Annotated in this window: 20 protein-coding genes and 1 tRNA gene; 10 read left to right on the top strand and 11 right to left on the bottom strand. The window is 58.5% G+C overall.

The window, feature by feature from the left end; all coding sequences use genetic code 11:
* The first annotated feature begins 111 nt into the window (after positions 1–111).
* Both EA797_RS21830 and EA797_RS11870 read left to right on the top strand, forming a co-directional pair.
* Positions 112–279, top strand: a complete 168-nt coding sequence (locus tag EA797_RS21830; RefSeq protein WP_167468806.1) for a hypothetical protein — start codon at positions 112–114, stop codon at positions 277–279.
* A gap of 317 nt (positions 280–596) precedes the next feature.
* Positions 597–2,003, top strand: a complete 1,407-nt coding sequence (locus EA797_RS11870; protein ID WP_122165388.1) for an alpha/beta hydrolase — start codon at positions 597–599, stop codon at positions 2,001–2,003.
* Positions 2,004–2,098: 95 nt separating this feature from the next.
* Here the strand turns inward: EA797_RS11870 and EA797_RS11865 are convergent, their stop codons facing one another.
* The gene (locus EA797_RS11865) at positions 2,099–3,043 is read right to left on the bottom strand and encodes a DNA/RNA non-specific endonuclease (RefSeq protein WP_122165387.1); all 945 of its coding nucleotides are present in this window, start codon (positions 3,041–3,043) and stop codon (positions 2,099–2,101) included.
* Between the two features lie 238 nt (positions 3,044–3,281).
* Here EA797_RS11865 and EA797_RS11860 point away from each other — a divergent pair, with 238 nt between their 5' ends.
* The 3 genes from EA797_RS11860 to EA797_RS11850 all read left to right on the top strand — a co-directional run bounded on the left by EA797_RS11860 (position 3,282) and on the right by EA797_RS11850 (position 9,620).
* Complete coding sequence (locus tag EA797_RS11860) at positions 3,282–3,713, top strand: LexA family protein (RefSeq protein ID WP_122165386.1); 432 nt, start codon at positions 3,282–3,284, stop codon at positions 3,711–3,713.
* Complete coding sequence (locus EA797_RS11855; RefSeq protein WP_122165385.1) at positions 3,700–4,980, top strand: Y-family DNA polymerase; 1,281 nt, start codon at positions 3,700–3,702, stop codon at positions 4,978–4,980. The genes EA797_RS11860 and EA797_RS11855 overlap by 14 nt, the downstream gene beginning before the upstream one ends.
* Positions 4,981–5,489: 509 nt before the next feature.
* Positions 5,490–9,620, top strand: a complete 4,131-nt coding sequence (locus tag EA797_RS11850) for a hypothetical protein (RefSeq protein WP_122165384.1) — start codon at positions 5,490–5,492, stop codon at positions 9,618–9,620.
* Positions 9,621–9,841: 221 nt separating this feature from the next.
* Here the strand turns inward: EA797_RS11850 and EA797_RS11845 are convergent.
* The 4 genes from EA797_RS11845 to metG all read right to left on the bottom strand — a co-directional run bounded on the left by EA797_RS11845 (position 9,842) and on the right by metG (position 13,023).
* Positions 9,842–9,915, bottom strand: a tRNA-Gly gene (locus EA797_RS11845).
* Positions 9,916–9,985: 70 nt separating this feature from the next.
* On the bottom strand, positions 9,986–10,678 hold the full coding sequence (locus tag EA797_RS11840; RefSeq protein ID WP_122165383.1) for a pseudouridine synthase: 693 nt from the start codon (positions 10,676–10,678) through the stop codon (positions 9,986–9,988).
* Positions 10,678–10,887 carry a cysteine-rich CWC family protein gene (locus EA797_RS11835; protein WP_122165382.1) on the bottom strand — a complete coding sequence of 70 codons (210 nt, stop codon included), beginning with the start codon at positions 10,885–10,887 and terminating at the stop codon, positions 10,678–10,680. The genes EA797_RS11840 and EA797_RS11835 overlap by 1 nt, the downstream gene beginning before the upstream one ends.
* 93 nt (positions 10,888–10,980) lie before the next feature.
* Entirely contained in the window at positions 10,981–13,023 is a 2,043-nt protein-coding gene (gene metG, locus EA797_RS11830; RefSeq protein ID WP_122166285.1) for a methionine--tRNA ligase, read from the bottom strand.
* Positions 13,024–13,217: 194 nt separating this feature from the next.
* Here metG and apbC point away from each other — a divergent pair, with 194 nt between their 5' ends.
* Complete coding sequence (apbC, locus tag EA797_RS11825; protein WP_122165381.1) at positions 13,218–14,312, top strand: iron-sulfur cluster carrier protein ApbC; 1,095 nt, start codon at positions 13,218–13,220, stop codon at positions 14,310–14,312.
* A 329-nt stretch (positions 14,313–14,641) separates the two neighbouring features.
* Here apbC and EA797_RS11820 read toward each other — a convergent pair whose 3' ends face one another.
* Complete coding sequence (locus EA797_RS11820; RefSeq protein WP_003282211.1) at positions 14,642–14,851, bottom strand: cold-shock protein; 210 nt, start codon at positions 14,849–14,851, stop codon at positions 14,642–14,644.
* A gap of 320 nt (positions 14,852–15,171) precedes the next feature.
* Between EA797_RS11820 and dcd the strand changes: the two genes are divergently transcribed.
* Positions 15,172–15,738 carry a dCTP deaminase gene (dcd, locus tag EA797_RS11815; RefSeq protein WP_122165380.1) on the top strand — a complete coding sequence of 189 codons (567 nt, stop codon included), beginning with the start codon at positions 15,172–15,174 and terminating at the stop codon, positions 15,736–15,738.
* A gap of 291 nt (positions 15,739–16,029) precedes the next feature.
* Here the strand turns inward: dcd and EA797_RS11810 are convergent, their stop codons facing one another.
* Together EA797_RS11810 and EA797_RS11805 are read right to left on the bottom strand one after the other, a co-directional pair.
* The gene (locus EA797_RS11810; protein ID WP_122165379.1) at positions 16,030–16,611 is read right to left on the bottom strand and encodes a superoxide dismutase; all 582 of its coding nucleotides are present in this window, start codon (positions 16,609–16,611) and stop codon (positions 16,030–16,032) included.
* 360 nt (positions 16,612–16,971) lie between these two features.
* Positions 16,972–17,574: a LysE/ArgO family amino acid transporter gene (locus tag EA797_RS11805; protein WP_122165378.1), complete on the bottom strand. Its 603-nt coding sequence runs from the start codon at positions 17,572–17,574 to the stop codon at positions 16,972–16,974.
* 97 nt (positions 17,575–17,671) lie between these two features.
* On the opposite strand from EA797_RS11805, the gene EA797_RS11800 reads away from it, so the two are divergent.
* Complete coding sequence (locus EA797_RS11800) at positions 17,672–18,559, top strand: LysR family transcriptional regulator ArgP (RefSeq protein WP_122165377.1); 888 nt, start codon at positions 17,672–17,674, stop codon at positions 18,557–18,559.
* An 8-nt stretch (positions 18,560–18,567) separates the two neighbouring features.
* On the opposite strand, the gene EA797_RS11795 is transcribed toward EA797_RS11800, so the two are convergent.
* Entirely contained in the window at positions 18,568–18,849 is a 282-nt protein-coding gene (locus EA797_RS11795) for a hypothetical protein (protein ID WP_122166283.1), read from the bottom strand.
* A gap of 332 nt (positions 18,850–19,181) precedes the next feature.
* Here EA797_RS11795 and EA797_RS11790 point away from each other — a divergent pair, with 332 nt between their 5' ends.
* Entirely contained in the window at positions 19,182–20,084 is a 903-nt protein-coding gene (locus tag EA797_RS11790; RefSeq protein ID WP_122165376.1) for an ATPase, read from the top strand.
* A 68-nt stretch (positions 20,085–20,152) separates the two neighbouring features.
* On the opposite strand, the gene EA797_RS11785 is transcribed toward EA797_RS11790, so the two are convergent.
* On the bottom strand, positions 20,153–22,063 hold the full coding sequence (locus EA797_RS11785) for an autotransporter domain-containing protein (protein ID WP_122165375.1): 1,911 nt from the start codon (positions 22,061–22,063) through the stop codon (positions 20,153–20,155).
* 414 nt (positions 22,064–22,477) lie between these two features.
* Between EA797_RS11785 and EA797_RS11780 the strand changes: the two genes are divergently transcribed.
* A complete protein-coding gene (locus EA797_RS11780; RefSeq protein WP_122165374.1) occupies positions 22,478–23,662 on the top strand; it encodes a GGDEF domain-containing protein in 1,185 nt (394 codons plus the stop codon).
* 5 nt (positions 23,663–23,667) lie between these two features.
* Here EA797_RS11780 and pncB read toward each other — a convergent pair whose 3' ends face one another.
* On the bottom strand, positions 23,668–24,867 hold the full coding sequence (pncB, locus tag EA797_RS11775) for a nicotinate phosphoribosyltransferase (RefSeq protein ID WP_122165373.1): 1,200 nt from the start codon (positions 24,865–24,867) through the stop codon (positions 23,668–23,670).
* Positions 24,868–25,081 lie beyond the last annotated feature (214 nt).

Raw genomic sequence — 25,081 nt, 5'->3', positions numbered from 1 at the left:
CGCTTGGCTTCATGCATGAAATCCGCTGTCGTTACGCTTCGCCGCGGCGGATACTGCTGGTCAGGTGCCGGACCTTCCGCGCCTCCCGCTAGGAAATTCAGGAGTATTCCAATGAAAGCGCAATCTGTGACGATTCGTGCCGTAGCCGTCTTGCTGGCGGCTCTGTTGATGACTGGCTGCAGCCTGCGCTTGCCGGGCATCGGCATCGATGTAGGCGACGGTGGCGGTCATGGCGGCAAGCATTGCCCGCCTGGCCAGGCCAAGAAGGGCAACTGCTGATACTGCCGTAGCCCAACCGAACTGGGTGGCAGCCGCCACTCAGTTGCTTTCCTCGCTACCCGCATCCCACGCTGAAGCCGTTCCAGAAGCTTCGCGCCGCTACCGATCATCGCCGCGAACAGGGCTGGCATAAGCGACACCCCAGTCGTCATATTTCCAAGACCATACTGCCGCTCATCTCCCGAGCCGTTGGGCCATTTGACAGGTCCAAGCTTTCTGCCACGGTTAGTCGAAGTGCGTGTACCGCTTGCGCTTGGCAAGCCCGGCAAAGCTCGCCCTGCAAAGAACAAAAACAATAAACAACCGAGGAAACATCCATGCTCTCAAGCAAGTTGGCTTCAGCCTGTGCGCGTGCCGTCGCCGGTGTGATGCTGGTCGGTACGATCGGAATAGCCGCCGATGTCCAGGCACGTCCCAAGCCGATCAAGCCACCAGTATCCAACAGCGAAGCGCGCGAGCAGGATTCGCGCACCTTCTTCCCCGTTGTATCGCCCCTGGCGCCATTTCCGGGCCTGCCCAGTGAGCGCTGGACGGGCGTCTACGAGGGGTCTTCATATCAGATCGAAGTGCCGCCTAACTGGAACGGCATGCTCGTCATGTACGCCCACGGCTATCGAGGCACGGGGCCGGAGCTGACCGTGAGCCCGCCAGCGATTCGCCCTTGGTTGCTGCAGCAGGGCTACGCCTGGGCCGCGTCCAGCTACAGCAAGAACTTCTACGATGTGCGGGCCGGAGTGGAAGACACCAACGCGCTGGCGCTGGCCTTCAGCAGCCTGACCGGCAAGGCCGAGCCCTCCAAGACCTACATCACCGGCCACTCCATGGGCGGCCATGTCGCGGCCGCTGCGGTGGAGGCTGAAACCTATGCCACCGCGAACAACCCGGTGCGCTACAACGGCTCGGTGCCGATGTGCGGCGTCACGGGTGACGTCTATCAATTCGAATACCTGATGAACTTCACCCTGGCCGCCCAGCACCTTGCAGGCCAGGGGCCGACCACCTTCCCGGCGACCGATTTCCAGGCCAAGTTGCCGCAGATCATAGGGACGCTGTGGGATACGTACCCGACCGCTCCATCGGCCCAGGGCGAGAAGCTCGAAGGCATCGTGCGTGATCTCAGCGGTGGCGAACGCCCGATCTTTGCCGAAGGCTTCCGTACCAGCCTGCAAAGCGTCGTACTGGGTACGGGCGGTCAAGACGGTTCGGTGAATGGCATCCTGGCCGACTCGCTGACCGGCAACCTTGCCACGCGCTATCAGTTCGATACGAACAAGGCGATGTCCCGCGAGGAACGCGAGTTCAACGACTCGATCATCCGCGTAGTCGGCCATCCGCCAGCCAATAGCATCCGCCCGGACGGCCTGCGCTGGATTCCGGTCGTGAACGGCCAGTTCAACGTTCCGGTGGTCAGCATCCACACGCTGGGCGACCTGTACGTGCCGTTCAAGCATCAGCAGATCTACCGCCGCAACGCCGAAGCCAATGGCAACGGCGACCTGCTGGTGCAGCGAGCCATACGTGCGCCCAGCCACTGCGATTTCACCTATCAGGAACAGGTCGAAGCGATGGCGGCGATGCTGCAATGGGAGCAACAAGGCATCAAGCCGGCGGGCGATCGGGTACTCGACGCCAAAGCCGTCGCAAATCCCGCCTACGGCTGCCAGTTCACACGTAACGATGGCACTCAGAATCGTGCAGCGCTGCCGGCCTGCCCTGGTAGCTGATTCCGCTTGAGCCCGGATGCAAGGCCCTGCTCACGCAGGGTCTTGTCTGATTCGCATCACCTGAGTGCGCCCTGAATTGGGCACGTTTGCGCTATTTAAACGCGGATGTCACCCATCTCCCGGATTTCAGCTTGTATCCGAGTGCCGGTTGCGCGCTCTTCGTTGGAAAATCCATCGTAATCAGCTAGGCCGCCGAAATTGATGCCGGTGAGCCGCTCGACCTCAAGCACGCTCCGCTGATAAGTCCGAAACCTGCCGAACAGTACGCTCAGGCGGTCGAGCTCGCCTTCCTGGCTGATGACATAAGCAGTGGCCGAAGGCTTTCCGTCGTCACCGACAAATGCGACGACCTTCCAGAAGGCGCTGGGGATCGGAACGCCCCGGTAGTGCCGATCGGCATCGCTGAACACGGGCCCGCTGAACACCGTGGCACGCGCTTGCCAGCGGCGTGTGTTGTCGAGCAGGTAGTTCTCCAGGTCCAGCCAGTTCTTCTGGTTGAAACCAGCCATCTGCGGCGAACAGTTGGTGAAGTGAAAAGTGTCAGCGTTGGCCTGCTCGGCGTTGGGTCCCCAATTCGGGTCCTGGCGACGCACGAGATGACCACGATCGAGCAGGTTGTCTGCGTATAGAGATTCACCGATCTGAGCTTCAGCCGGAATGCGCCCGTCGTAACTCCAGCGATCCCTGCCCCGAGCAACCTCCACCAGCGATTCGCCCATGATGTTCACACCGACGAACAGGGCCAGGCGGCGGCTCTTGGACATGGCAATCGAAAAGTGCGTGTAGTCGAGCCGATTCAGCGCGCTGCCTGGAACCGGTAGCAGGTCGGCGCGGAAGAGCTCGTCCAGCTGCGGCCAGGGCACGCGGAAGTCCCCGAGAAAATCGTCCCGATACCCCTCCCGATCGGTCAGGGCCTCGGCCGGTGTGGTTCGCGGTAGCCCACGTTCGAGTGCGTGGTTTTCCAGCGAACCCGGCTGGGCGAGTCGACGCAGGTCAGCCAGGCGTGGCCGGTATTGCAACTGAGCGGTTGGCGCGGACATAGGGCTTCCTAGATAAGCCAGGCGGCCGTAGCGTTGATGCCATGGCCTGTGCATCGACCATATGGAGCTTCTATGAAGATTTGGCGTATGCGGGATGCGGACCGACGCGGCCCTCGGTTCGCCAAATTGAACCGCCAATATGAGCGTCTGCATGGATGACGCTTCCATACGTCTGCCCAAATTGACCGCGCCATGACATCGCCATACTGTATGTGTATACAGTTATGAGGTCTGTACCATGCCCGTTCATTTTCTGGGGCCTGCTGCTCCGTCCGCCATTGCCTTGCCGCTTTTCAGCTTCTGCATACCCGCCGGCTTCCCCAGTCCTGCGCAAGATCATATGGAAGGCACGCTCTCGCTCGATGAGCTGATGAACATCCGCGCGCCGCATACCTACCTGGCGCGAGCCGACGGCGACAGCATGATCCACGTGGGCATATTCGATCGGGACATCCTCATCATCGATCGCGGGCGCGAAGCCGAGAGAGGGGAGATCGTCATCGCTGCGCTCAACAACGAGCCGCTGGTGAAGATTTTCGATCGGCAGGGCGACCAGATCATCCTGCGCTCGGCCAACCCCAAGTTCCCCCCGCGCTACCTGCTGGAAAGTGAAGAGCTGTACGTGTGGGGCGTCGTGCCATTCAGCGTGCGCACCCATGGCAAATATTGAGCGCACCCTGGCCTTAATCGACTGCAACTCGTTTTACGCCGCCTGCGAGCGTGTCTTCCGGCCAGATTTGCGTACTACGCCCATCGTCGTCCTCTCCAATAACGATGGCTGCGTGATCGCCCGCTCGGCAGAGGCTAAGGCGCTGGGCATCAAGATGGGCGCGCCGTACTTCAAGGTGCGGCTCGATCTGGAGCGCTGGGGCGTCGTGGTGTTTTCCAGCAACTACGCACTGTACGGCGACATGAGCGAGCGGGTGATGACCGTCATCGAACAGCGCGCGCCGGCCGTCGAGGTGTACTCCATCGACGAAGCTTTTGCGGATATGACCGGTGTGGCGGATGCGGAGTCGCTCGGGCGCCGCATCCGTGCCGACGTGCTGCGCTTCACCGGCATTCCTGTTGGCGTCGGCATCGCCAGCACAAAAACCCTCGCCAAGTTGGCCAACCATTCAGCCAAGCGCTGGATGAAGCAGACCGGCGGCGTAATCGACCTGCGCGACCCCGAGCGGCGCGACAAGGTGCTGCGCATCACGAGCGTGAGCGATGTATGGGGCGTCGGCCGGCGCATGACCGAACACCTCAACAGCATGGGCATTCGCAGTGCCTGGGACCTGGCCAATGCCGACGCCTGGACCCTGCGCAAACAGTTCAGTGTGGTGATTGAAAAAACCGCCCGCGAACTGCGCGGCACGCCCTGCCTCGAACTGGAAGACGTGACTCCGCTCAAGCAGGAAATCTGCTGTTCACGCATGTTCGGCGACCGCCTGCGCGAACTCGCCCCCATTCGCGAAGCCGTCGCCACCTACGCCGCGCGCGCCTGTGAAAAGCTGCGAGCCCAACAGTCGTTGTGCAAGCGCGTACGCGTCAGCATCCGCACCGGTATGTTCAACCCGGACGAACCCAGGTTCGCCAAAGGCATCGTCTGCGAACTGCCATACCCCACCGACGACACCCGCTACATCACCCGCGCGGCTATTGCCGGGCTGGAGCTTATCTATCGAGAGGGCTTCGCCTTCAGCAAAGCCGAAATACTGCTGATGGACCTCTGCCAACGCGGCGAATACACCGACGACCTCTTCACCGAAACCCAACCCGCCGCCGCGGAGCGCGTCATGGGCGTGCTCGATGCCGTCAACGCCAAGTGGGGTCGCAACACGCTCAGACCCGGTCGAATCCCCACCGCGCCGGATTGGGGCATGCGGCGGGAGTTGATGAGCCAGAGCTTTACGACGCGATTGGATCAGTTGTGGAAGGTGGGGTGTCGGTAGGACTTGGGAATAGCTTTCGCCAGAACGCTTCTGTTCCCCTTTATGCGAGCGCTTCAACAACTGAGTATGCCTCTGATGGTGTACTTGCTTGAGTGGCGAATGGCGCTGGCAACTACCTGCTGTGTGGTCGCAATCTTTGTGCCTCCAAGATTGCATTGATTACAGATGTCGCTATAGGCATGACATCCCGCTCATTAATCCGAAATATCGATTGGCCAGCGTTATCGTCATCCACTGTAATCCCGTCCAACAGGCGTCATACCGCGGACTGGGTGCCGGGTGTGAAGCGTTGTGAATTAAACACCTCGATTGTTGAGCGTTGATGAAAGCAGCGCTTCAATTCTGATGCGCAAACGTTTCAGCTATACGTACTGTGATTGGTAGGTTGTTCCAGATCAAATCCGTAATGGCATCGGATCGGATGATCATGGCCCGTCGACGACGCTGAGAGGGCTGATCGAGCTTGGCTCGTATCGTCCCGATTTCATGCTGGCATCGAGGGCATTCGAATGAAAGTCGCAAATAACAATACTAAGGCCGAGGCTCGGCTGGCGGAGATTTTCGAAACAATTATCGGCCTGACCCAATCCCGGGTCACCAACAACACGCCGGAAAAAAAGGATCGCCTCGAGGAAATCGACAAAGGGGAAGCCCCTTCAAACAGCGGTTCTGGTGGGACAGGTGGCGATAAATCCAAGGGGCCCGCAACAGCCGATGAGTTTCGAGCAAAGGCCAAAGAAGAAGACTGGATCGTAGTTGAAGAAAATGATGCATTGCCCCCGCTCGGCAATCTTAAACCCACCAAAGCCGACGATACGACCTACACCTATAAGTACGATGGGAAGACTTTCGCCGTATCGGCGCATCTGACGCCCTTTAAATATTCTGTTCTGGAAAACAAAGTAGTTGGTAGTGATATTCGTCGAGCGGATAACGACATCACGGTAACTGTTCCGGATTCCGAAGCGACGGATTTCATGAATGCCAAGACTACGGAAGGCGGAAAGACGGTTGGCGAGCTATTTCAGGACAAGATGAAGGACGAGTGGGGCAAGCTCGATATAAGCGATCCACGGCGTCAATATTATGAGCTGCTTGAGGCAAAGACCGCCTTGGAAACAGGGTATTCATATAAGCCTGCAATAACCGTAGCAGATGGTGATTGGAGTGAGACGAAAGACAGGGATGGCGTCGTTATGCATAGCGCCAACACCTACGGCTTATTGAAGGAAGAGGAGATTTACAAGAAGCTGGCAGCTTTATCCGATAATGACAGCGTAAAAAAAGGCGTCGACCAGCTAATGGAAGGTGCCATAGACAAGATCGCTGACAAGAACGGGCTGACCAATAAAATTTACAATAGCATGATGAGCGATGACTACAAGGACATGCTGAAAAGCATGGATCCAACAGCCGCCAATGTGCGATTTGCTAATGATTTCAAATCGTTAAAAATGTTGGATGAAACCAAGGCGGATAAAGTTTTTGGCAAACTTTCCAGCGAGTTGGGAGGCGGGGTCGAAGTCGACGTCGATATGGTTAATGATGTCGCTGACATGGTTAAAAACGGAAGCTATTCCGACGAATCATTAAAGGCAGCAGTCACGGATACAGTAACCCTGGGGTTATCGAGCACCTGGTCTGCCCTATTTGGTATTACCTTCGCGGACCGGGCAGTTCAGGGCTACCTGAATAACCAGGGTGGCGGCAACCTATCCGATGATGTCAAACGTAGCCTCGATAGCTATAAGGCTGCGGTGAAAATACTAGGCGACGCGATGTATGAATCAGTCAAAGGCAAAGGTTTCTTTGACATGAAAGATATATCCTCGCGACTGTCCGACGTTCTCAGTTCGAATAACCCGGATGGGCTAAGTACGCGTCGTGGTGCGGCTGGGCTTATTCAAGCGGCGATGAGTCGCGGGGTTATACCGGCCATAGGCGGGGTGTTGGCTACAACGGCGGCCATCTACAATCTTTCGAAAAACAAGGGCGAAACGGTTGAAGACCGCATGGCGGCCGCGCGTTTGTTCATGATCAGTATTGCGACGTCTCCCGCCGTGATTGGTAATACTCTAGATATATTCGGTGCGGCATTCAATAAACCGGGCGTGAGGGACTTGCTTGGGTTTGGCGATAACACGCAGCTGCGCGAGATGTTTGAGAAACGGTTCCCTGGCTCGGCTCCTGAGGTGGCCGATGACAACGCATCAATCAAAGGCCTGTACAGCGCTGACGACTATCGTTCAGTCGTGTCGTCAGATGGGTCTCAGTCAACGGTAAATATGGCTGATATTACACACTGGTTTGATGACGTTGCGTCAGGCGACGTGAGCTTTGTTACCGCCAAGTCCAACGTCGATTCCGAAACAGGTTTAAGTTTTCATACGGCGATGGAGGATGGCAACAGCCGCATTGGTGCTGCCGGTTCGGGAGCAGCATCAATTGATCAGGCTGCCGTCGACGACCTGGATCCAAACAGCCGTTCTTTACTCAACTCGAGACTTGACGCCACTCTCAGCGACATGGGGCTTGATCCTAAGGTCATGGATATCCCCAGCAAACTGAAGCTCGTGGGAACCATCCTGGGCCCCGTCGGTGTTGTGGCTGATACAGCAGGCGGTTTTCTTGATTTGGCACTGGGGGCGATGGGAATTGACAAGCTATTGAAGAACGGCGGCACCTCGCTTGAATATGCTGAAAAGTCAATGCAAGTCCTGGGAGGAGCGTCTATCGCAGCAATGGCCGGCACCAGTTTGGCGGCTTTGGTGGCAGGCCCCGCAGTAGCCGCGGGCCTTAGCCTCGCTTCGGGCGCATTGGGCATCGTCGGCGTCGGTTTTGGAGTAATCGCAGGGATAATCGCCCGTGAAGTTGCCAAGGAAAAGAGGGGAGAAGAGCTTAACAAGCGGGCCGAGCAGTTTAATAACTGGAGCGCGCTGGGCATCACCGAAGATGATTGGGGGGATAAGCTTAATTACACTCAAAACGCTCGTTATGCCTATTATTACGACTATGGATCCGAGTCATACTTCGAAGCTTTTCCGGCTGACATCCCTGTGTGGGACGCCCGGCCGGAACAGTATGAGGACTTCACTGAACACCTGAGAAATAATGACCACCTGCCCAGTGATGATTGGTTTGACAACTGGGACGATAAACACGGTGTAGTAATCACTCATGAGAGTGACGGTGATGATAGTGGCTTGCCGCGTTTTGGAGATGACAAATCATACCGAAACAAAATTGGGGGTGGGAAGGCCTACACAATCGGTACTTTTGAGGATTTCAAAGAGGACGTGGATCGCGTTGATGTCGGGTCCATTGAGTTGCTGGACGATGGTAGGGTTATATTTGTCAAGGACGGGGTCAAGCAAATCATAGATCCCGTGATAGGCAATAACGAGTCTGGGCTTAACCCAAAGATAATTGGTTATCTGACAGATCTATACGAACTGGCTCATCCGGGAGGCAAGCGGGACGAGAAGATCATCAAGCGCATTACAGACCTGCACAATGAATCCGACAGATACAACGAGATCAACGAATTAAGGCGTGTTTTGAGTGACGACTTTGTCAGCATGTTAGGCAAGGATGACACCAAGCCCGGAACTTATAAAGATTTCAAGCGAGATGTTGACCGTGTTGATGTTGACACAATAAAGCTGGATCCGGAGGACAGTAGCGTTATCTATTTTGTCAAAGACGGCAAACAGTGGATGTTGGACACGGACAATCACGGAAGCCTCAAGGGTGGTCATGCGAAAGAAATTTATACTTACCTACGCGAGTTGCATGATCTGATTCGCCCTGATGGTAAAAATATCAATAAAAACATCGCTAAAGACGTCACGGACCTGCACAACAAGAACGATGACTATAACGATATTAAGAGGCTTCGTGAGCACCTCATAAAGGAATTCCCGAAGGAATATGGCGAGGAGCCCGCTACGTTTGGAACTACCTATAACGATAGTGGCAGTGTGAATCACAACAGGATTGGTACCCCTAGTGATTTTATTGAAGATATTGACAAGGTGGATGTAGGGACGATTGCCATATCTGATGATGGGCGATCAGTCGTTTTTGTTAAAGATGGCATTAAACAACGAATATCCGATACCAACGATACCAATTCGGAAATCATTCGCTACCTGAAAGGATTGCACGATATCGCCGACCCCAAGAATGAGTCCTTCAAGGAGCGCGCGAAGGAGATGGACCGGGTGTTCGCGGCGACGGATGACTATAATGATCTGGGCAAGATAAAAGCCTACATGGACCCCCCGAAGCCCCGTACCTGGGCGGATAAGACTCCGGACGGAGAGGCGGGCCTTATGAGGGTGCCAAACCAGGATCAGGATGAGTTCAAGGAGGACATGGACAAGATAGATGCCGCGTCAATCCGCGTGGTGGATGACGTTGTCTACTTCACTAAAAACGGTGAGTGGCATTCAATGGGGCCGGGCTATGGGGGCGATATGCGCCACATCTATAACCAACTGGTGATGGTCGCAAACATGACAAATCATGGTAAAGATTTGAAGCTGGCAGCTCGAATAGACCAGATATGGGATCGGACAGATTCTTACAATGAAGCCAATAAGCTTGAGAAGTACTTAAAGAAAATTGGGGCACTTTGAATTCAGTGCTATTAGGTAGTGTCTAGCATGCTTCGTCAGTTGTAGAAGTCGAACTTCCCTGGTACATGCAGCCCGATGGACACCGCTGCATGTCCAGGGCCTGCGTTACTCCGAAAAAGGGAACAGACTTACTTTTTTGTTCGCCAAGCCTGCCAGCAACCCCGTCAGAAACAAGCCAAACCCTAAACGAAAAAGCCCCGCAAATGCAGGGCTTTTAAATTTGGAGCGGGCGAAGGGAATCGAACCCTCGTCATGAGCTTGGGAAGCTCAGGTAATGCCATTATACGACGCCCGCGTAGGCAGCCTTTGTACCAGAAGGGTTGGGTGAGGAGAAGCGGGTGCGGCGTTTAGGCTGATAAATGCGTTTAGATCTGTGCGATTTCCGCTTGGGTCAGGCTGCGGTACTGGCCGGGGGCGAGGGTGGGGTCGAGCAGTAGCGGGCCCATGCGTTCGCGGTGCAGGGCGGTGACCTTGTTGTTGAAATGGCCGAACATGCGTTTGACTTGATGATAGCGGCCTTCATGCAGAGTCAGGCGGGCCTGGCGTGAGCCGAGCAGTTCGAGTTCGGCGGGGAGGGTGGTGAGGTTCTCGAAGCGAAAGTAGAGGCCTTGGGCGAAGCGGTCGACGCAGATGGGGTCGATGGGGTCTTCGGTTTCGACGAGGTAGGTTTTACCCAGCAGGCTTTCCGGTTGGGTGAGGCGGCGGGACCAGAGGCCGTCGTTGGTAATGATCATCAGGCCGGTGGTGTTGAAGTCCAGCCGCCCGGCGATGTGCAGTTCGTCCTTGTCCGGCTCGTTCAGCAGATCCAGTACGGTGGGATGTTGCGGATCGGCCGTAGCGCTGACGCAGCCGGCCGGTTTGTTCAGCATAAAGAAGCGCGCGGGCTTGCCTGCTTGCAGGACCTTGCCATCCAGCTCAATACGGTCGAATATGCGGACATCATGGGTGCCGTCGCAGACCTTCTCGCCATTGACCGAAGCGCGCCCCGACGCCAGCAACAGGCGCGCTTGGCGGTGGCTGCAGTGGGGCAGGTTGGCGAGGAAGCGGTCGAGGCGCATCAGGGTTTTGCAGGCAACTCGCCGCGGGCGCAGCGTGGGCAGATGCAGGCTTTGTTCAGCGCGTCGTCCGGGATCTGATCGCGGGCTGCTGGTGCAATCTCAGCGGTGAAGCACCAGCAGGGCCGCGTCGCAGTGACTGGATTTGCCAGGCCGCATTGATTGGGCTCGCCACAAATTGGGCACTTATTGATATCAGGCGAATCAGTCATAACCGCCTCCGGGCAGTGGCGCTTGATGCGGTGTAGTGATGCGGGCAATGAAAAGAAAGCCCGGCATTGCGCCGGGCTTCTCGTATCACATCCTTACTTCACGCGTTGACCGGGCTTGGCGCCGCTGTCCGGGCTGAGCAGGTAGATCTCTTCACCGCCAGGGCCGGCGGCCAGCACCATGCCTTCGGAAACACCGAACTTCATCTTGCGCGCGGCGAGGTTGGCGACGTACAGGGTCAGGCGGCCTTCCAGCTTGCTTGGGTCCGGGTAGGCGCTCTTGATGCCGGAGAACACATTGCGCTTGGCGTCGCCAATGTCGAGGGTCAGGCGTAGCAGCTTGTCGGCACCTTCTACGAACTCGCACTTCTCGATCAGCGCGATGCGCAGGTCAACCGCGGCGAACGCGTCGAAGGTGATCTCGGCAGCGATGGGCTCTTTGGTCAGCTCGCCATTGCCGGTCGGCTGGGCGACGGTTTCGGTGGAGGCGAGGTCTTCCTTGGATGATTCGATCATGGCTTCGATTTTGGCAGGCTCGATACGGGTCAATAGCGGAGTGAAGGCGTTCAGCTGATGGTTGGTCAGCAGCGTTTGCAGGTCCGTCCAGACCAGTGGCTCGACGTTCAGGAAACGCTCGGCGTCGGCGGCCAGGTTCGGCAGCACTGGCTTGAGGAGGATCACCAGTTGGCGGAACAGGTTGATGCCGGTGGCGCAGATCGCCTGGACTTCATCCTGCATGCCTTCCTGCTTGTTCAGTGCCCAAGGCGCCTTGTCGGCGATCCAGGCATTGGCTCGGTCGGCCAGGGCCATGATCTCGCGCATGGCGCGGGCGAAGTCACGGTTCTCGTAGGCTTCGGCAATGGATGGTGCGGCCGTCTGGAAGGCGTCGGTCAGTTCCGGCGCGGCATTGCGGTCGACCATCAGGCCGCCGTTGCCCTTGTGGATGAACCCGGCGCAACGGCTGGCGATGTTAACGACCTTGCCGACGAGGTCGGAATTGACCTTTTGCACGAAGTCTTCGAGGTTCAGGTCCAGGTCGTCCACGCCGCGGCCGAGTTTAGCCGCGTAGTAGTAACGCAGGTATTCGGGGTTCAGGTGTTCGAGGTAGGTGCGCGCCTTGATAAAGGTGCCGCGCGACTTGGACATCTTCTGCCCGTTCACCGTCAGGTAGCCATGCACTGCAACAGCGGTGGGCTTGCGTAGGCCGGCGCCCTCGAGCATGGCGGGCCAGAACAGGGTGTGGAAGTTGATGATGTCCTTGCCGATGAAGTGATAGAGCTCCGTGGTGGAGTCCTTCTTCCAGAAGGCATCGAAATCCAGTTCCGGGCGACGCGCGCAGAGGTTCTTGAAGCTGGCCATGTAGCCGATCGGCGCATCCAGCCAGACGTAGAAGTATTTGCCGGGCTCATCGGGGATCTCGAAGCCGAAGTAGGGTGCATCGCGGGAGATGTCCCATTCGTGCAGGCCGCCATCGAGCCATTCGGCGATCTTGTTGGCGACCGAGTCCTGCAGGCTGCCGCTGCGGGTCCATTCCTTGAGCATGGCTTCGAAGTCGGGCAGCTTGAAGAAGAAGTGTTTGGAGTCGCGCAGCACGGGCGTGGCGCCGGAGATCGCCGAGCGCGGGTTCTTGAGTTCGGTAGGCTCGTAGGTGGCGCCGCACTTTTCGCAGTTGTCGCCGTACTGGTCTTCGGCTGCGCACTTCGGGCAGGTGCCCTTGATGAAGCGGTCGGCGAGGAACATGCCTTTCTCGGGATCGAAATACTGGGTCACCGAGCGGGTTGCGATGTGCCCGGCGTCGCGCAGGCGGGTGTAGATCATCTCGGACAGCTCGCGGTTCTCGTCCGAGTGGGTCGAGTGGAAGTTGTCGAAATTGACCAGGAAGTCGGCGAAGTCGGCGCTGTGCTCGGCCTGCACGTTGGCGATCAGTTGCTCGGGCGTGATGCCTTCTTTTTCGGCACGCAGCATGATGGCCGAGCCATGGGCGTCATCGGCACATACATAAATGCACTGGTTGCCGCGCAGCTTCTGAAACCGCACCCACATGTCCGTCTGGATGTACTCGAGCATGTGGCCAAGGTGTATCGAACCGTTGGCGTAGGGCAGGGCACTGGTAACGAGGATCTGGCGAGCTTCGGACATTGGGAAAATCTGCAGTCGAGGTTGCGAAGTGAGTCGGCCACTATAAAGGTCATGCGGTTTTTTTTCATCCGCACTGGCGCCGGCGGCGCGGGTCGAATGCCAGTGCCGCGCCTCTTTGCCGCGCTTGATGAGCCGGGGCGGCACCACGGGGTAAGATGCCCGTCTGTTTTACTAGGTTTTTCTTGGGAGTAGTCATGACCGTCACACGCGAAGCTGTGGAAGCCGTACTGCGTCAGTACACCGACCCTAACCTGAACCAGGACCCGGTTACCGCCGGTTGCGTGCGTTCCATCGAGATTCAGGGCGACCGCGTCAGCGTGCAGATCGAGCTGGGCTACGCCGCCGGGTTGTTCCGTAGCGGCTGGGCGCAGATGTTGGCGATGGCCATCGAGCAGCTCGAAGATGTGACCCGAGCGGATGTGCAGGTCGATTGCGTGATTCGCTCGCACAAGGCACAGGATCAGCTCGAGTCGATGGCCAATGTGAAGAACATCATCGCGGTCGCATCCGGCAAAGGCGGTGTGGGGAAATCCACCACGGCCGCCAATCTGGCTCTGGCGCTGGCTCGCGAAGGCGCGCGCGTGGGTGTGCTGGACGCGGATATCTACGGACCGAGCCAGGGCATCATGTTCGGCATCCCCGAAGGCACCCGTCCGGAAATCCGTGACAACAAAGCCTTTATCCCGCTGGAAGCCCACGGCGTGCAGATCATGTCGATGGCGTTTTTGGCCGATGACAAGACGCCGATGGTCTGGCGTGGCCCGATGGTTTCCGGCGCGCTGCTGCAACTGATCACACAGACGGCCTGGAATGATCTGGATTATCTCATCGTGGACATGCCGCCGGGCACCGGTGACATCCAGCTGACCCTGGCGCAGAAGGTGCCGGTGGTGGGGGCGGTGATCGTCACCACACCTCAGGATCTGGCGCTGCTGGATGCCAAGAAGGGTGTGGAGATGTTCCGCAAGGTGAACATCCCGGTGTTGGGTGTGGTGGAAAACATGGCCATCCACATTTGCTCAAACTGCGGACACGCGGAGCATCTGTTTGGCGAGGGCGGTGGCGAGAAGCTGGCGGCGCAGTACAACGTGGAGTTGCTGGCCTCGTTACCGCTGTCGATGGCGATCCGCAGCCAGGCCGATGCCGGCAAACCAACGACTATTGCCGACCCGGAAAGCCAGATCGCGATGATCTATCAGCAGATGGCTCGTAGCGTGGGTGCACGGATCGCGATGAGCGGGCAGATCATTGCGCAGTCGATGCCGAACATCACCGTTTCCGACGATTGATTGATTGCCACGGCGGTGGAGGGGGAGAGTTAACCGTTTCGGGGAGTAGCGCAAACCGAGCGCGACGCCTTACCCCGGTCAAACCCGTAGGATGGCATTGAGCGAAGCGATACCTGTGGGCACTGAGCCGTCCCGATTGGTATCGCACGCTCAACCCATCCTACTGATCGACACCGTGCCGCTAATAGCACACGTGGGAAGCCATTGAGCGAAGCGATATCCATCGGCACCGACGTCAGGCAAGCGGTGCGTTTGCTACAGCCGGCCGCGACAAATCACAGGCATAAAAAAGCCCCGCCGAAGCGGGGCTTTTTCAGAGAAGCTTCAGGTTAGATAACCTGAACTTCCTCAGCTTGCATGCCCTTCTGGCCGCGGGTAGCGACGAAGGAAACTTGCTGGCCTTCTTTCAGGCTCTTGAAACCGTCGCCTTGGATGGCACGGAAGTGTACGAAGAGGTCGTCACCGGATTGCGGAGTGATGAAGCCGAAGCCTTTTTCATCATTGAACCACTTAACGGTACCGGTTTGGCGATTGGACATTTGAATGTCTCCTTGAACGATGTAGAGATGATTTGAACGGGCAAATACCCCGAACGGTGACTGTGTGCAAGGAGTTAAAGGAGTCGTAGCAATGATCGGATCGAAATCTAAACATGTAGCGATTCACGGTGACACATGCAGCAGCAGCCAACGAAAGATACCGCATTTCCGTAGCAATGCGAGCATTATTTTCAGGTTTCTGCCTTGCGTTGGCCTGCCGCGGCACTCGGTCCTGGCGGCTAGGCTTTGAACGGGCCCGGTGGCTCGGTAAGATGCACGCCTTTCTTTTAACCGCTAATAGCCCAATCAGGACGCCCGCCATGAGCATCAAATCGGACAAGTGGATTCGCCGGATGGCCCAGGAGCACGGAATGATCGAGCCCTACGTCGAGCGCCAGATGCGCGGCGAGGGTAGCGAGCGGCTGATCTCCTATGGTGTATCCAGCTACGGCTACGACGTACGCTGCGCCGACGAATTCAAGATTTTCACCAACATCAACTCGGCGATCGTCGACCCAAAGAACTTCGACGAGAAAAGCTTCGTCGACATCCAGAGCGACGTCTGCATCATCCCGCCGAACTCGTTTGCCCTGGCGCGCACTGTCGAATATTTCCGCATCCCGCGTAACGTGCTGACCATTTGCCTGGGCAAGAGCACTTATGCCCGCTGCGGCATCATCGTCAACGTGACGCCGCTTGAGCCGGAGTGGGAAGGGCATGTGACGCTGGAGTTTTCCAACACCACGACGCTGCCGGCGAAGATCTACGCCAATGAAGGCGTGGCGCAGATGCTGTTCCTTGAGTCGGACGAGGAATGTGAGACGTCCTATCGCGACCGTGGCGGCAAGTACCAGGGCCAGCGCGGCGTGACCTTGCCGAAGGCGTAACTTCCAAGCGTATGGGGCATTACATGCTTCATACGTGTGTGTCGGCGGCAGCCACACGCGTCTTGTCTATTGACAAGTCAGAGTTGCCCCAAATGGGGTTGGTTGCGCTCTCTGTCTTGTCCTGACGTTCCAGCGTTTACTTTGAGCCGCCCGGTTCGCTATTTCGCCTTGGAAAAGCCGGTCCGGTCTTAACCCAAGTCTGCTGAAACGAAAATGCCCGCAATGGATGCGGGCATTCTCAAGCGAGCGTCACAGGCCGACAGGGTCGGCCCATGTTGCAAGCGAGGCGACTCAGCCTGCGAAGTTCTTCGCGACGAAGTCCCAGTTAACGACGTTCCAGAACGCTTCGACGAATTTCGGACGCGCGTTGCGGTAGTCGATGTAGTAAGCGTGTTCCCAGACGTCGCAAGTCAGCAGAGGCTTGTCGCCAGCGGTCATCGGGTTGCCGGCACCAATGGTGCTGGCCAGGCCGACGCTGCCATCGGACTTCTTCACCAGCCAGGCCCAGCCGGAGCCGAATGTGCCGATGGCGGTCTTGGTGAACTCTTCCTTGAACTTGTCAAAGGAACCGAAAGCGGCGTTGATGGCATTAGCCAGTTCGCCAGTCGGCTCGCCGCCGGCGTTCGGAGCCATGCAGTTCCAGAAGAACGTGTGGTTCCAGACCTGAGCGGCATTGTTGAAGATGCCACCGGAAGAGGTCTTGATGATGGTTTCCAGATCCTTGCCTTCGAACTCGGTGCCCGGGATCAGGTTGTTCAGGTTGGTCACGTAGGCTTGATGGTGCTTGCCATGGTGATACTCGAAGGTCTCGGCGGAAATGTGCGGCTCGAGGGCGGTTTTTTCAAACGGAAGCGGCGGCAATTCGAAAGCCATGGTGTATCTCCTGCTCAGGTGTCGAGAATAGATGCGGCTCGGAAGGAGGCAGTCTGCGCTGTGACCAGCGCCTCGCGGAACGGGGAAACTACTGCACTGATGCTTGTCCGTTTACGCCTGTCTTTCCCTTCGCTTGCTACATGCTTACGCATTCTGCGGCCGATCACGGGCGGCCGTATGGCGGGCTGAAGCGTTCCACTCCATGCCCGCGAACCAAGGATCATAGCACCGGGTATGCGGCAAAACCACGCGCCAACTGTGTGGGAAAAGCCGAGGCCAGAGCCTTATCGATGAACTTCGCGGGTGGTTTGAAGGCGCTACGAGCCCTCTGCGTGGACCTCTGATATGGGCAGGCGTTCCTCAGGCAAGGAGCACCAGCTGCGCTGCGACGGCAAACATCATCATGGCCACGCCGAGGTCGATCAGGCGCCAGGTCAATGGGCGTGCGAGCCAGGGCGCGAGCCAGGCGCCACCGAGGGCGAGGATCAGAAACCAGATAGTAGAGGACGTCGCGGCGCCAAGCGTGTAGGCGCCGGGTTCGGGTTGTTGCGCGCCAAGCGAGCCGATCAGCAAGACCGTATCCAGATAGACATGTGGATTGAGCAGGGTGACCGCCAGTGCGGCGAGCAGGACACGCTGCAGCGAGCGCGGGCCAGCCTGGGTATCTTCCTTCAACGCCTGTGGGCGTGCCGCTCGGCGCAACGCAACGACGCCATAGAAACACAGGAAAATCACGCCTCCCCAGCGCGTCACTTGCAGCAGTAAGGGGTTTTCGGCAAGCAGCGCAGCGAGGCCGAAGACACCCAGGCTCACCAGCAGGATGTCGCACAGGATGCAGAGCGCTGCGACGGGCAGGTGGTGCTCACGCCGCAGGCTTTGCGCCAGCACGAAGGCATTCTGCGCGCCAATCGCAATGATCAGGCCGGCGGTAACCAATAATCCATTGAAGTAGCTCTGCCACATGCTGCTCTGCCTGTTTGCTTGAAAGATTGGCTCGCAGTCTCGGCCTTGATCACCTATAAGAGAAACGAATTACGGTAATACTGCATAAGGAAAACTGATGTTCGATTACAAGCTGCTGTCTGCGCTGGCGGCGGTGGTGGAGCAGGCCGGATTTGATCGTGGCGCGCAGGCCTTGGGTCTTTCGCAGTCCGCGGTTTCACAGCGCATCAAGCTGCTGGAAGCGCGGCTAGGGCAACCGGTATTGCTACGCGCGACGCCGCCGCAGCCAACTGAAGTAGGGAGGCGGCTTCTAAATCACGTTCAGCAGGTGCGATTGCTGGAGCGCGACCTGCAGGGGCGCGTGCCCGAGCTCGACGAAGGGCGGTTGCCGGAGCGACTGCGTATCGCGCTCAATTCCGACAGCCTTGCGACATGGTGGCCTGCGGCAGTCGCGCCGTTCTGCACCGGCAACGCGGTGGTGCTCGATCATGTGCTGGAAGATCAGGATGTAGGCCTCAAGCGCATGCGCGCGGGTGAGGTGGCTGCATGCGTGTGTGCAGTGGAGCGCCCGCTAGCCGGCGCGCGCAGCCAGTTCCTTGGGTCCATGCGCTATCGTGCCCTGGCGACGCCTGCCTTCATCACCCGGCATCTGTGTGGCGATCCGCCGGCCGAGGCGTTGGTTCGAGTACCTGCCATCGTGTTTGGTCCTGATGATCAGCTGCAGCACCGCTACCTTGCGTCGCTGGGGCTGAGTGGTGCGTTCAGTCATCACCTGTGCCCCTCGTCGGAGGGCTTTGTGAGGCTGCTGCAGAGCGATCTCGGCTGGGGCATGGTGCCCGAGCTTCAAGTTCGCGAAGAGCTGGCCAGTGGAGCGCTTGTAGATGTGTATCGGGGCAAGCCAATCGACGTCCCGCTCTATTGGCATCACTGGCGCAACGGAGGCGACTTGCTCGCTGAGCTTACGCAACAGCTGACGCGTTCGGCAGGGCAATGGCTTGTCGTTTGAGGGCGCTGTCAGCTCATGACGCGCTGGCCGCGGTAGATACGTACCGACGGTTGGCGTAAAGCGGCGGGAGTGGCGGATGAAGGTTTCGTCACCAGAGACGGGGCCAGGTCGCTGTAAGTCGCGAGCTGTTTGCCGAGCTCGCGGGTTACTTCGTCGCCTGAGCAGAGGCAGGCTGTGAGCATCGCCTGGATGGCGTCGGGTTGGCTGAGGCGGATCTCCAGATTTTGCTCGTCGCGCAATCGACGGCGCAGGCGCTGCATGCAATCGAGTACGGCCTTGTTGAACTCCATGACCATTCGTCCTCCACATGACTTGTTTGTCGCCTGGGCCCGACATCCCTGTCGGCGAACGCTATCCACTGGCATGAGTCATGTAGCAACCGCCATACCAGCTCTGTGGATTATTGCATTCGAATTGCTGGGAGCCCTCAGCCATGCGGCGTCGCGGCTGGCTGGGTAGTCAGTGAATGGCTCGGGTTTTGCGCTGCACTGCACAGTCTTGAATCGCCAAGACAACGAGTGCCAGTTGCCGGTGCACTTAGGCGTGATCACAACGCTGAAGTGCCCCTGCTGAACCGTTATACTGCGCGCTGTTTCTCGCTTCGCGCCCTTGAAGGTACCCCATGCGCAATGATGCTCACGACGAACTGGACAACGTACCCAGCCTGACTGCCGGCCGTGACCGCGATCCCTATCCTGCGCCGGAGTTCGAGCCGATCCGCAAGCCCGCCGATCGCGACCCGGACAGCCCTCGGACACGACAGAAGCGCCGTGGCGGCAGTACCGCGCCGCTATGGACTCTGATCGTTGCGCTGTTCGGCCTGCTCGTAGCGCTGGGCTGGTGGAGCATGCAGCAGGTGTCCAAGCTCGAAGCGCAGCTGGTTGCTACGCAGGAGAGTTTCGCGCGGATCAGTGAGGATGCCAGCGGGCGCCTCCAGGACATCTCCGGCAAGATCGTGGCAACCGAATCCAATGTCACCACCGAAGGCGAAGCCTTGAAGCTGCGGATCAAGCAGCTGGAGAAGCAGACGCTGGAACTGGCGGAGCAGCAGAGGGCGATCACCACGCAGCAGCAGAGCCTGACCGGCAAGCAAGGCAATCAGGATAAGCGTCTGGACGAGCAGAACACTCGTTTCGAGAGCGTCGCGAACGAGGTGCGCGGTCAGCAGAGCGCTGCCGCTACGCTTGCCGAGACGGTCAAGAACGTTTCTGGTGAGCAGGCTCAGCTGAAATCGTCGTTCGCCGGCTTGAAAGCCTCCGTGGACGAACTTGGCAAACTGTCTGCCCGGATCGACGGTTTGAGCAAGGACGTCGCTGCACTGAAGCAGCGGGGCGACGCCAGTCAGGCTATCAGTCGCCTGGAGCAGGACGTACTCATCCTGCGCAGCGAACTGGACAACCGGCCCGCCGCCACGCCTGGGGTCAACACCTCCGAGTTCGATGCCTTCCGCGCGCAGATGACGCGTAACGTCAACACGCTGCAAGGCCAGATCGCCAACTTGCAGCAACAGCTCGACCAGCGCTAGCCGAAAAAAAAGCCGCTGCGTATCGAGCGCAGCGGCCAGGCGATTCAGCCTAACGAGGACGGTGAAAGCTACAGGTCGAGGGCGACAGACACCCCGATGCCCTGATTGCGATTGTCGTTACCGTGATAGTTGTAGTTGGCGCGAACGCTCATCCCTGGCGTCAGCTGATGGGCGATTCCCAGGCTGAAGCGGGTCTGATCACCGGTCGGCGTTGTTTTCGGCAGCACGAAGCTGTTGTTCTCTACGCTGTTCAACGATGCGCGCAGATCCTCGCGCTCATCGTCTTCTCTCTCAACTTCACGGGCCACCTCGGCGAACAAGCGAGTACGCTCGCTGACTGCGTAGTTGCCGAATAGCCCGACCGACAAGCGCAGCGAGTCCAGGTCCTGATCGTCAAAGCTCATGGCTGTCGAACTGGCGCCTTTTTCGCTGTAGCCATCCACGTCGACCTTTTGGTAACTGGCGCCAATGAATGGCCCAAACTGCAATGGGTCGCCGATCTGCATGAGGTTGAAGCCGGCCTTCGCCGACAGCCCCCAGAGCGTTCCTTCGGTGCTGCCTTTTTCGGTGCGCTCCGCTATGCCTAGCGCAAAGGTGCGATCCAGTGAGTCGTAGTCGAGGTAGCCGACGCTGGCAGTGAAATCAGCGAACAGGCGGTCCTGCTGATAGCTGGCGAAGGCGCTCGCCAGATAGCTGCGCATGTCGTAATCGGAATCACGCGGGCCAAGGGTCAGGGAATTCTGCGCCAGGCCCAGACTGAGCCCAGCGAGCCAGGCCTCGCTGATTCGATTGGTCGCGCCGATTGCCAAGGTCGGGCTGTCGCCGTCACCGCCGCCAAACCCGTCGTACTCCGGTCGGTTGTAACCACCTTGTACGAAAGCGCGCCAGACGCCGGTGGGCTGCCAGTTGTGACGCTGGGCCGTGAGCTCGTTATCAAGCATCTGCAAATGGTTGCGTAATGCCGAGCGGCCCATCTCTGGCAAGAGCGATACCTCGGCCGGCGCAGACAGGATCGAATAGATGTAGTCGGCACTGATCTGGTGAACCGCTGTGGTTGGGTGCACGGCATCATTGAACAACAAGCGGTTCGGATCAGCATTGGCGGTGCCCAGGCCGTAGGTCGGGTCGAGCGGACAATTGCCGCCATCAAAGCACACCGCGGTCTGGTTGATCGTGGGGTCGAAGCCGTAGCGGGCGAGGTCGGCGCGTACTTCGGTCAATAGCAGGCGAGTGTTGAGCAACACGTAGTTGCCGCCCTGGGTTCGAAGGCCTGCTGCTAGTTCGGCGTTGAAGGCATCGCTCAGGCCGTTCAGGAGTGCGCTGTTGCCCTGCAGAGTGCCTAACGGGGTGTTGCCGACATCAGGCAGGTCGGAGATAACGATGTAGCGGGCACCGGCTGCCTGTAACGCACCGACCGCCGTGACCATGTTGCCCGCGGCCTGGGCCATCGTTACCGGCCTGGTTTGCAGCTGAAAGATGTCGTTGGCGCCGCCGTTGAGGTAGTAGAGGCCATTCGGGTCCACCTGCGGATTTTCAACCAGATAGCCCAGGCGGGTGCGCGCAAGCCCGCCGATGGCGACGGTCGAACGACCTACGAGTGAATCGAGGATTTGATCCGTACGGTAACCACCGACCGCGTAATTGGTGCCGTCCGGGTTACCCGTTACCTGCGCGGGCAATAGCGGGGTGGACGGTAGCGACTGCAGACCCAGCCGGCCAGCGAGTAGTTGCGTAGCAACCTGCCCGACGTATTCGGTGTTGTCGTCCTCATAATTCGGGCCAGTACGGTTGGTAAAGCGCAAGCCGCCAGTGGGGAAGACTCCCAGCAAGGGGCTGCCTAAGTCTGGGAAACTTCCGGCGTCGCTGAGCGAGTCGCCGAAATTGACGAACTGGCTGAACGGGCTTGTCTGCGCATTGGCCGCTGCTGACATTCCTGCCACCAGCAGCGCCGCCACGATGGGCTTGAGAGTGCTCTGCACTGGTCTCTCCTTTATTGTTTTGTTGGCTGCCGGCGAATGGACTACCGGCCAGCTCAATCTAAACGCCCTCGACAGCAGGCATAAGCACTCTTAAGCACCATTCATCGGAGGTGCAGGTGTCGCCCGAAGGAGCGACTGGAGAAGGTCGGCTCAGCCAGGCGCCTGTTACAAATTTTTTCGTTACGGCTCACTTTTGAATCATCGATGTCGGCCGCTAATACGGCATGGGCGCTAGGCCGTGTGATCCGTAGGGCTATTGGCTTGATCATCAGGTGGGCGTTTCCACGCGCGCTGTATGGTGGAGCGATGATCCGTCAGGACAGCCGTAAGATGATATCTAAGTGCTACCATTGGGCGCGGCTAACACGAGGGCGTGAATAGCCTCCGCATTGCTCCTTCCGGGTGTCTATAGAAATGCTGTCGTTAATCGATCTGCTGTTGAGCCGCCTCGCTAGCCTGCTGCCGAGTGAACTCAAGTCCAATGAGTTCATCAAGCTAGCCGTCCCACACCGCCATTCGATGCTGCTTTCGCAGCGTCGTGCCACCCTGATCGTCAATCGGGTCAGGATGTTCGCCTTTCTTTTCGCGGTCCTCACCCCGATCTGGGGGATCATCGATGTGATGGTCTTCAGCTATCCGCTATGGCTTGGCCTGGCGACGTTTCGTCTGTTGGCCTGCGCAGCCTTTGTTTGCTTGCTCCTGTTTTACCGGCCCAGCGGTAACCTGTTCGATGCCTATCGAGCGCTTGCGCTGCTGTTCGCCGTTCCGACTCTGTTCTATATCGCCTCGCATACGCTTCTGGGCGAATATCAGCTCACCCAGTTGTCCGCTGTCGTGGCCGCCGGGTACGCGTTCCTGCCATTCGTGCTGATGGCGGGTCTCGCGATATTCCCCCTGACCCTGCTGGAAAACCTGGTGATGGCCAGTGTGCTGTTGCTGGCCCACGCCATTGCAGGCTATCTCTCATGGGCGACGCTCAATTGGCCGTCTTATGCCGGCGGGTTCTGGCTGCTGTTGCTGATCGCTGGCGTGGCGGCATTGGCGAGCCTCAGCCAACTGGCGTTCATGATTGCACTCGTTCGCCAGGCTATCCGTGATCCGCTTACGGGCGTGTTCTCGCGTGGCAGCGGGCAAGAGATTCTTACACTCCAATGGGACACCGCACGCCGTCACGACACTGGGCTCGCGGTGGCCTTCATCGACCTCGACCATTTCAAGCCGATCAACGACACCTACGGGCACGAGGCGGGCGATCTGGTGCTGCGCAGCTGTGCCCAGCACATGCTGTCCAGCCTGCGCAGCACGGACACCTTGCTGCGTTGGGGTGGGGAAGAGTTCGTGGTGATCATGCCGGACACTGATCGCGAGCAGGCGCGTCTGGCCCTGGAACGGATCGTTCGCCGAGGGCTGGGCGTGCGCCCTGACGGTAAGGCCGTTACTGCCAGTATCGGCCTGGCCGAGCGCTGCACCGACTTCGTCGAGAGCGCTGCGGAACTGCTCGAGCTCGCTGACCGGCGTATGTACCTGGCCAAGACCTCAGGCCGCAACCGCCTTTGTTTCGAGTCTGACGATGCGGCAGTGGAGACGTCGGCCGCCTGAACGGGTCAGCGCTTCACCGAAAATACGTGCTTGAGGTAACTGACGAAGGCTTCGTCACGGCACATGGTCTTGCCTGGAGAGTCTGAGATCTTGGCCACCGGCTGCCCGTTGCAGCTGGTCATCTTGATCACCATGTTGGTCGGCTCGACGCCGGGAATGTCGCATGTCAGTTGAGTGCCGATGCCATAGCTGGTGTTGCTGCGCCCGGCCAGCGCACGATAGATGCCAAGCGCCTTGGGGAAGTCCAGTCCATCGGAAAATACCAGTTGCCGAGTCATGGGGTCGATCCCGAGGTGTCGGTAGTGAGCGATCGCCTTCTCCGCCCATTCGACCGGGTCACCCGAGTCATGGCGAAGGCCGTCGAAGAGCTTGGCCAGATACAGATCGAAATCCGCTGTGAAGGCATCCATGGTGATGCAGTCGGTGATGGCGATGCCTAATGCGCCGCGATATTCGCGTGCCCAGCAATCAAGCGCCGCGCTCTGGCTATCGATAAGTCGTGGCCCGAGCTGCTGGTGCGCCATGATCCATTCATGGGCCATGGTGCCCATGGGCTTGAGATTAAGTGTGCGAGCCAGATGTACGTTGCTGGTGCCGACGAAATTGCCAGGGAATGCATCTTTCAGCCGTTTGACGACTTCTGTCTGCACTCCTACCGAGAAGCGCCGACGTGTACCGAAGTCCGCGAGGTTGAAGCCTGCGAGCTCCTCCACAGTGGCTTCGTCGCGTAGCCACTGGAGCTTTTCCTCGAGACGGTCGGTCGCCTGATCCAGGGTAACCATGGGGTAGCGAGCCCGATTACGCACCTCGCTGATGATGGCCAGCAGTGGCACTTCGAACAGGATCACATGCAACCATGGCCCGCGCAGGTAGACCACCAACTCGCCGCCCTCGAGCTCTACCCGCACGTAGTGGGAGTCGAAGCGAAACAGGCCAAGGAAACGGATGAAATCCGGCTGCATGTAGGGGATGCGCTCCAGAAACGCCAGCTCAGCAGGCTCGAAGCGAAGCTCGGTCAGTGCGTCGATCTGCTCCTTGATCGCGGCGAGATAGGGTGTCAGGTCTTCTTCGGAACGACTGCGAAAGGCCCACTCCACTTCAGCGTTAGGATAGTGGTGCAGCACCGCCTGCATCATCGTCAGCTTGTAGTAGTCGGTGTCGAGCAGGCTCTGGATGATCCGCTCGGAAAAGGCGCTGACGCTCATTGGCAACTCTCTGGACAGTTTGGACGGATCAGGCTCCGCCGATACCTTCGATCACCTTACCCGTGCCGCCGCAGTTTTGGCATTCCCCATCATTGAGTCGACCGCTACCGTTGCAAATCCGGCAGATGTTTTCCCCAGTGCCGGGAGTCCCCGGGACTGCGTCATCCCCGGGATTTTTGGAGGCTGAACCATTAACTCTCTTTTTCATTTGGGC

Source organism: Stutzerimonas zhaodongensis (genome assembly GCF_003696365.1).
GTDB classification, from domain to species: domain Bacteria; phylum Pseudomonadota; class Gammaproteobacteria; order Pseudomonadales; family Pseudomonadaceae; genus Stutzerimonas; species Stutzerimonas zhaodongensis.
This window is presented reverse-complemented; position numbering and strand designations above follow the sequence as displayed.

Excerpts from the sequence above, each read along its gene's own strand:
- EA797_RS21830 (WP_167468806.1), top strand. The coding sequence starts at position 112 with ATGAAAGCGCAATCTGTGACGATTCGTGCCGTAGCCGTCTTGCTGGCG.
- EA797_RS11870 (WP_122165388.1), top strand. The coding sequence starts at position 597 with ATGCTCTCAAGCAAGTTGGCTTCAGCCTGTGCGCGTGCCGTCGCCGGT.
- EA797_RS11865 (WP_122165387.1), bottom strand. The coding sequence starts at position 3,043 with ATGTCCGCGCCAACCGCTCAGTTGCAATACCGGCCACGCCTGGCTGAC.
- EA797_RS11860 (WP_122165386.1), top strand. The coding sequence starts at position 3,282 with ATGCCCGTTCATTTTCTGGGGCCTGCTGCTCCGTCCGCCATTGCCTTG.
- EA797_RS11855 (WP_122165385.1), top strand. The coding sequence starts at position 3,700 with ATGGCAAATATTGAGCGCACCCTGGCCTTAATCGACTGCAACTCGTTT.
- EA797_RS11850 (WP_122165384.1), top strand. The coding sequence starts at position 5,490 with ATGAAAGTCGCAAATAACAATACTAAGGCCGAGGCTCGGCTGGCGGAG.
- EA797_RS11840 (WP_122165383.1), bottom strand. The coding sequence starts at position 10,678 with ATGCGCCTCGACCGCTTCCTCGCCAACCTGCCCCACTGCAGCCACCGC.
- EA797_RS11835 (WP_122165382.1), bottom strand. The coding sequence starts at position 10,887 with ATGACTGATTCGCCTGATATCAATAAGTGCCCAATTTGTGGCGAGCCC.
- metG (WP_122166285.1), bottom strand. The coding sequence starts at position 13,023 with ATGTCCGAAGCTCGCCAGATCCTCGTTACCAGTGCCCTGCCCTACGCC.
- apbC (WP_122165381.1), top strand. The coding sequence starts at position 13,218 with ATGACCGTCACACGCGAAGCTGTGGAAGCCGTACTGCGTCAGTACACC.
- EA797_RS11820 (WP_003282211.1), bottom strand. The coding sequence starts at position 14,851 with ATGTCCAATCGCCAAACCGGTACCGTTAAGTGGTTCAATGATGAAAAA.
- dcd (WP_122165380.1), top strand. The coding sequence starts at position 15,172 with ATGAGCATCAAATCGGACAAGTGGATTCGCCGGATGGCCCAGGAGCAC.
- EA797_RS11810 (WP_122165379.1), bottom strand. The coding sequence starts at position 16,611 with ATGGCTTTCGAATTGCCGCCGCTTCCGTTTGAAAAAACCGCCCTCGAG.
- EA797_RS11805 (WP_122165378.1), bottom strand. The coding sequence starts at position 17,574 with ATGTGGCAGAGCTACTTCAATGGATTATTGGTTACCGCCGGCCTGATC.
- EA797_RS11800 (WP_122165377.1), top strand. The coding sequence starts at position 17,672 with ATGTTCGATTACAAGCTGCTGTCTGCGCTGGCGGCGGTGGTGGAGCAG.
- EA797_RS11795 (WP_122166283.1), bottom strand. The coding sequence starts at position 18,849 with ATGGAGTTCAACAAGGCCGTACTCGATTGCATGCAGCGCCTGCGCCGT.
- EA797_RS11790 (WP_122165376.1), top strand. The coding sequence starts at position 19,182 with ATGCGCAATGATGCTCACGACGAACTGGACAACGTACCCAGCCTGACT.
- EA797_RS11780 (WP_122165374.1), top strand. The coding sequence starts at position 22,478 with ATGCTGTCGTTAATCGATCTGCTGTTGAGCCGCCTCGCTAGCCTGCTG.
- pncB (WP_122165373.1), bottom strand. The coding sequence starts at position 24,867 with ATGAGCGTCAGCGCCTTTTCCGAGCGGATCATCCAGAGCCTGCTCGAC.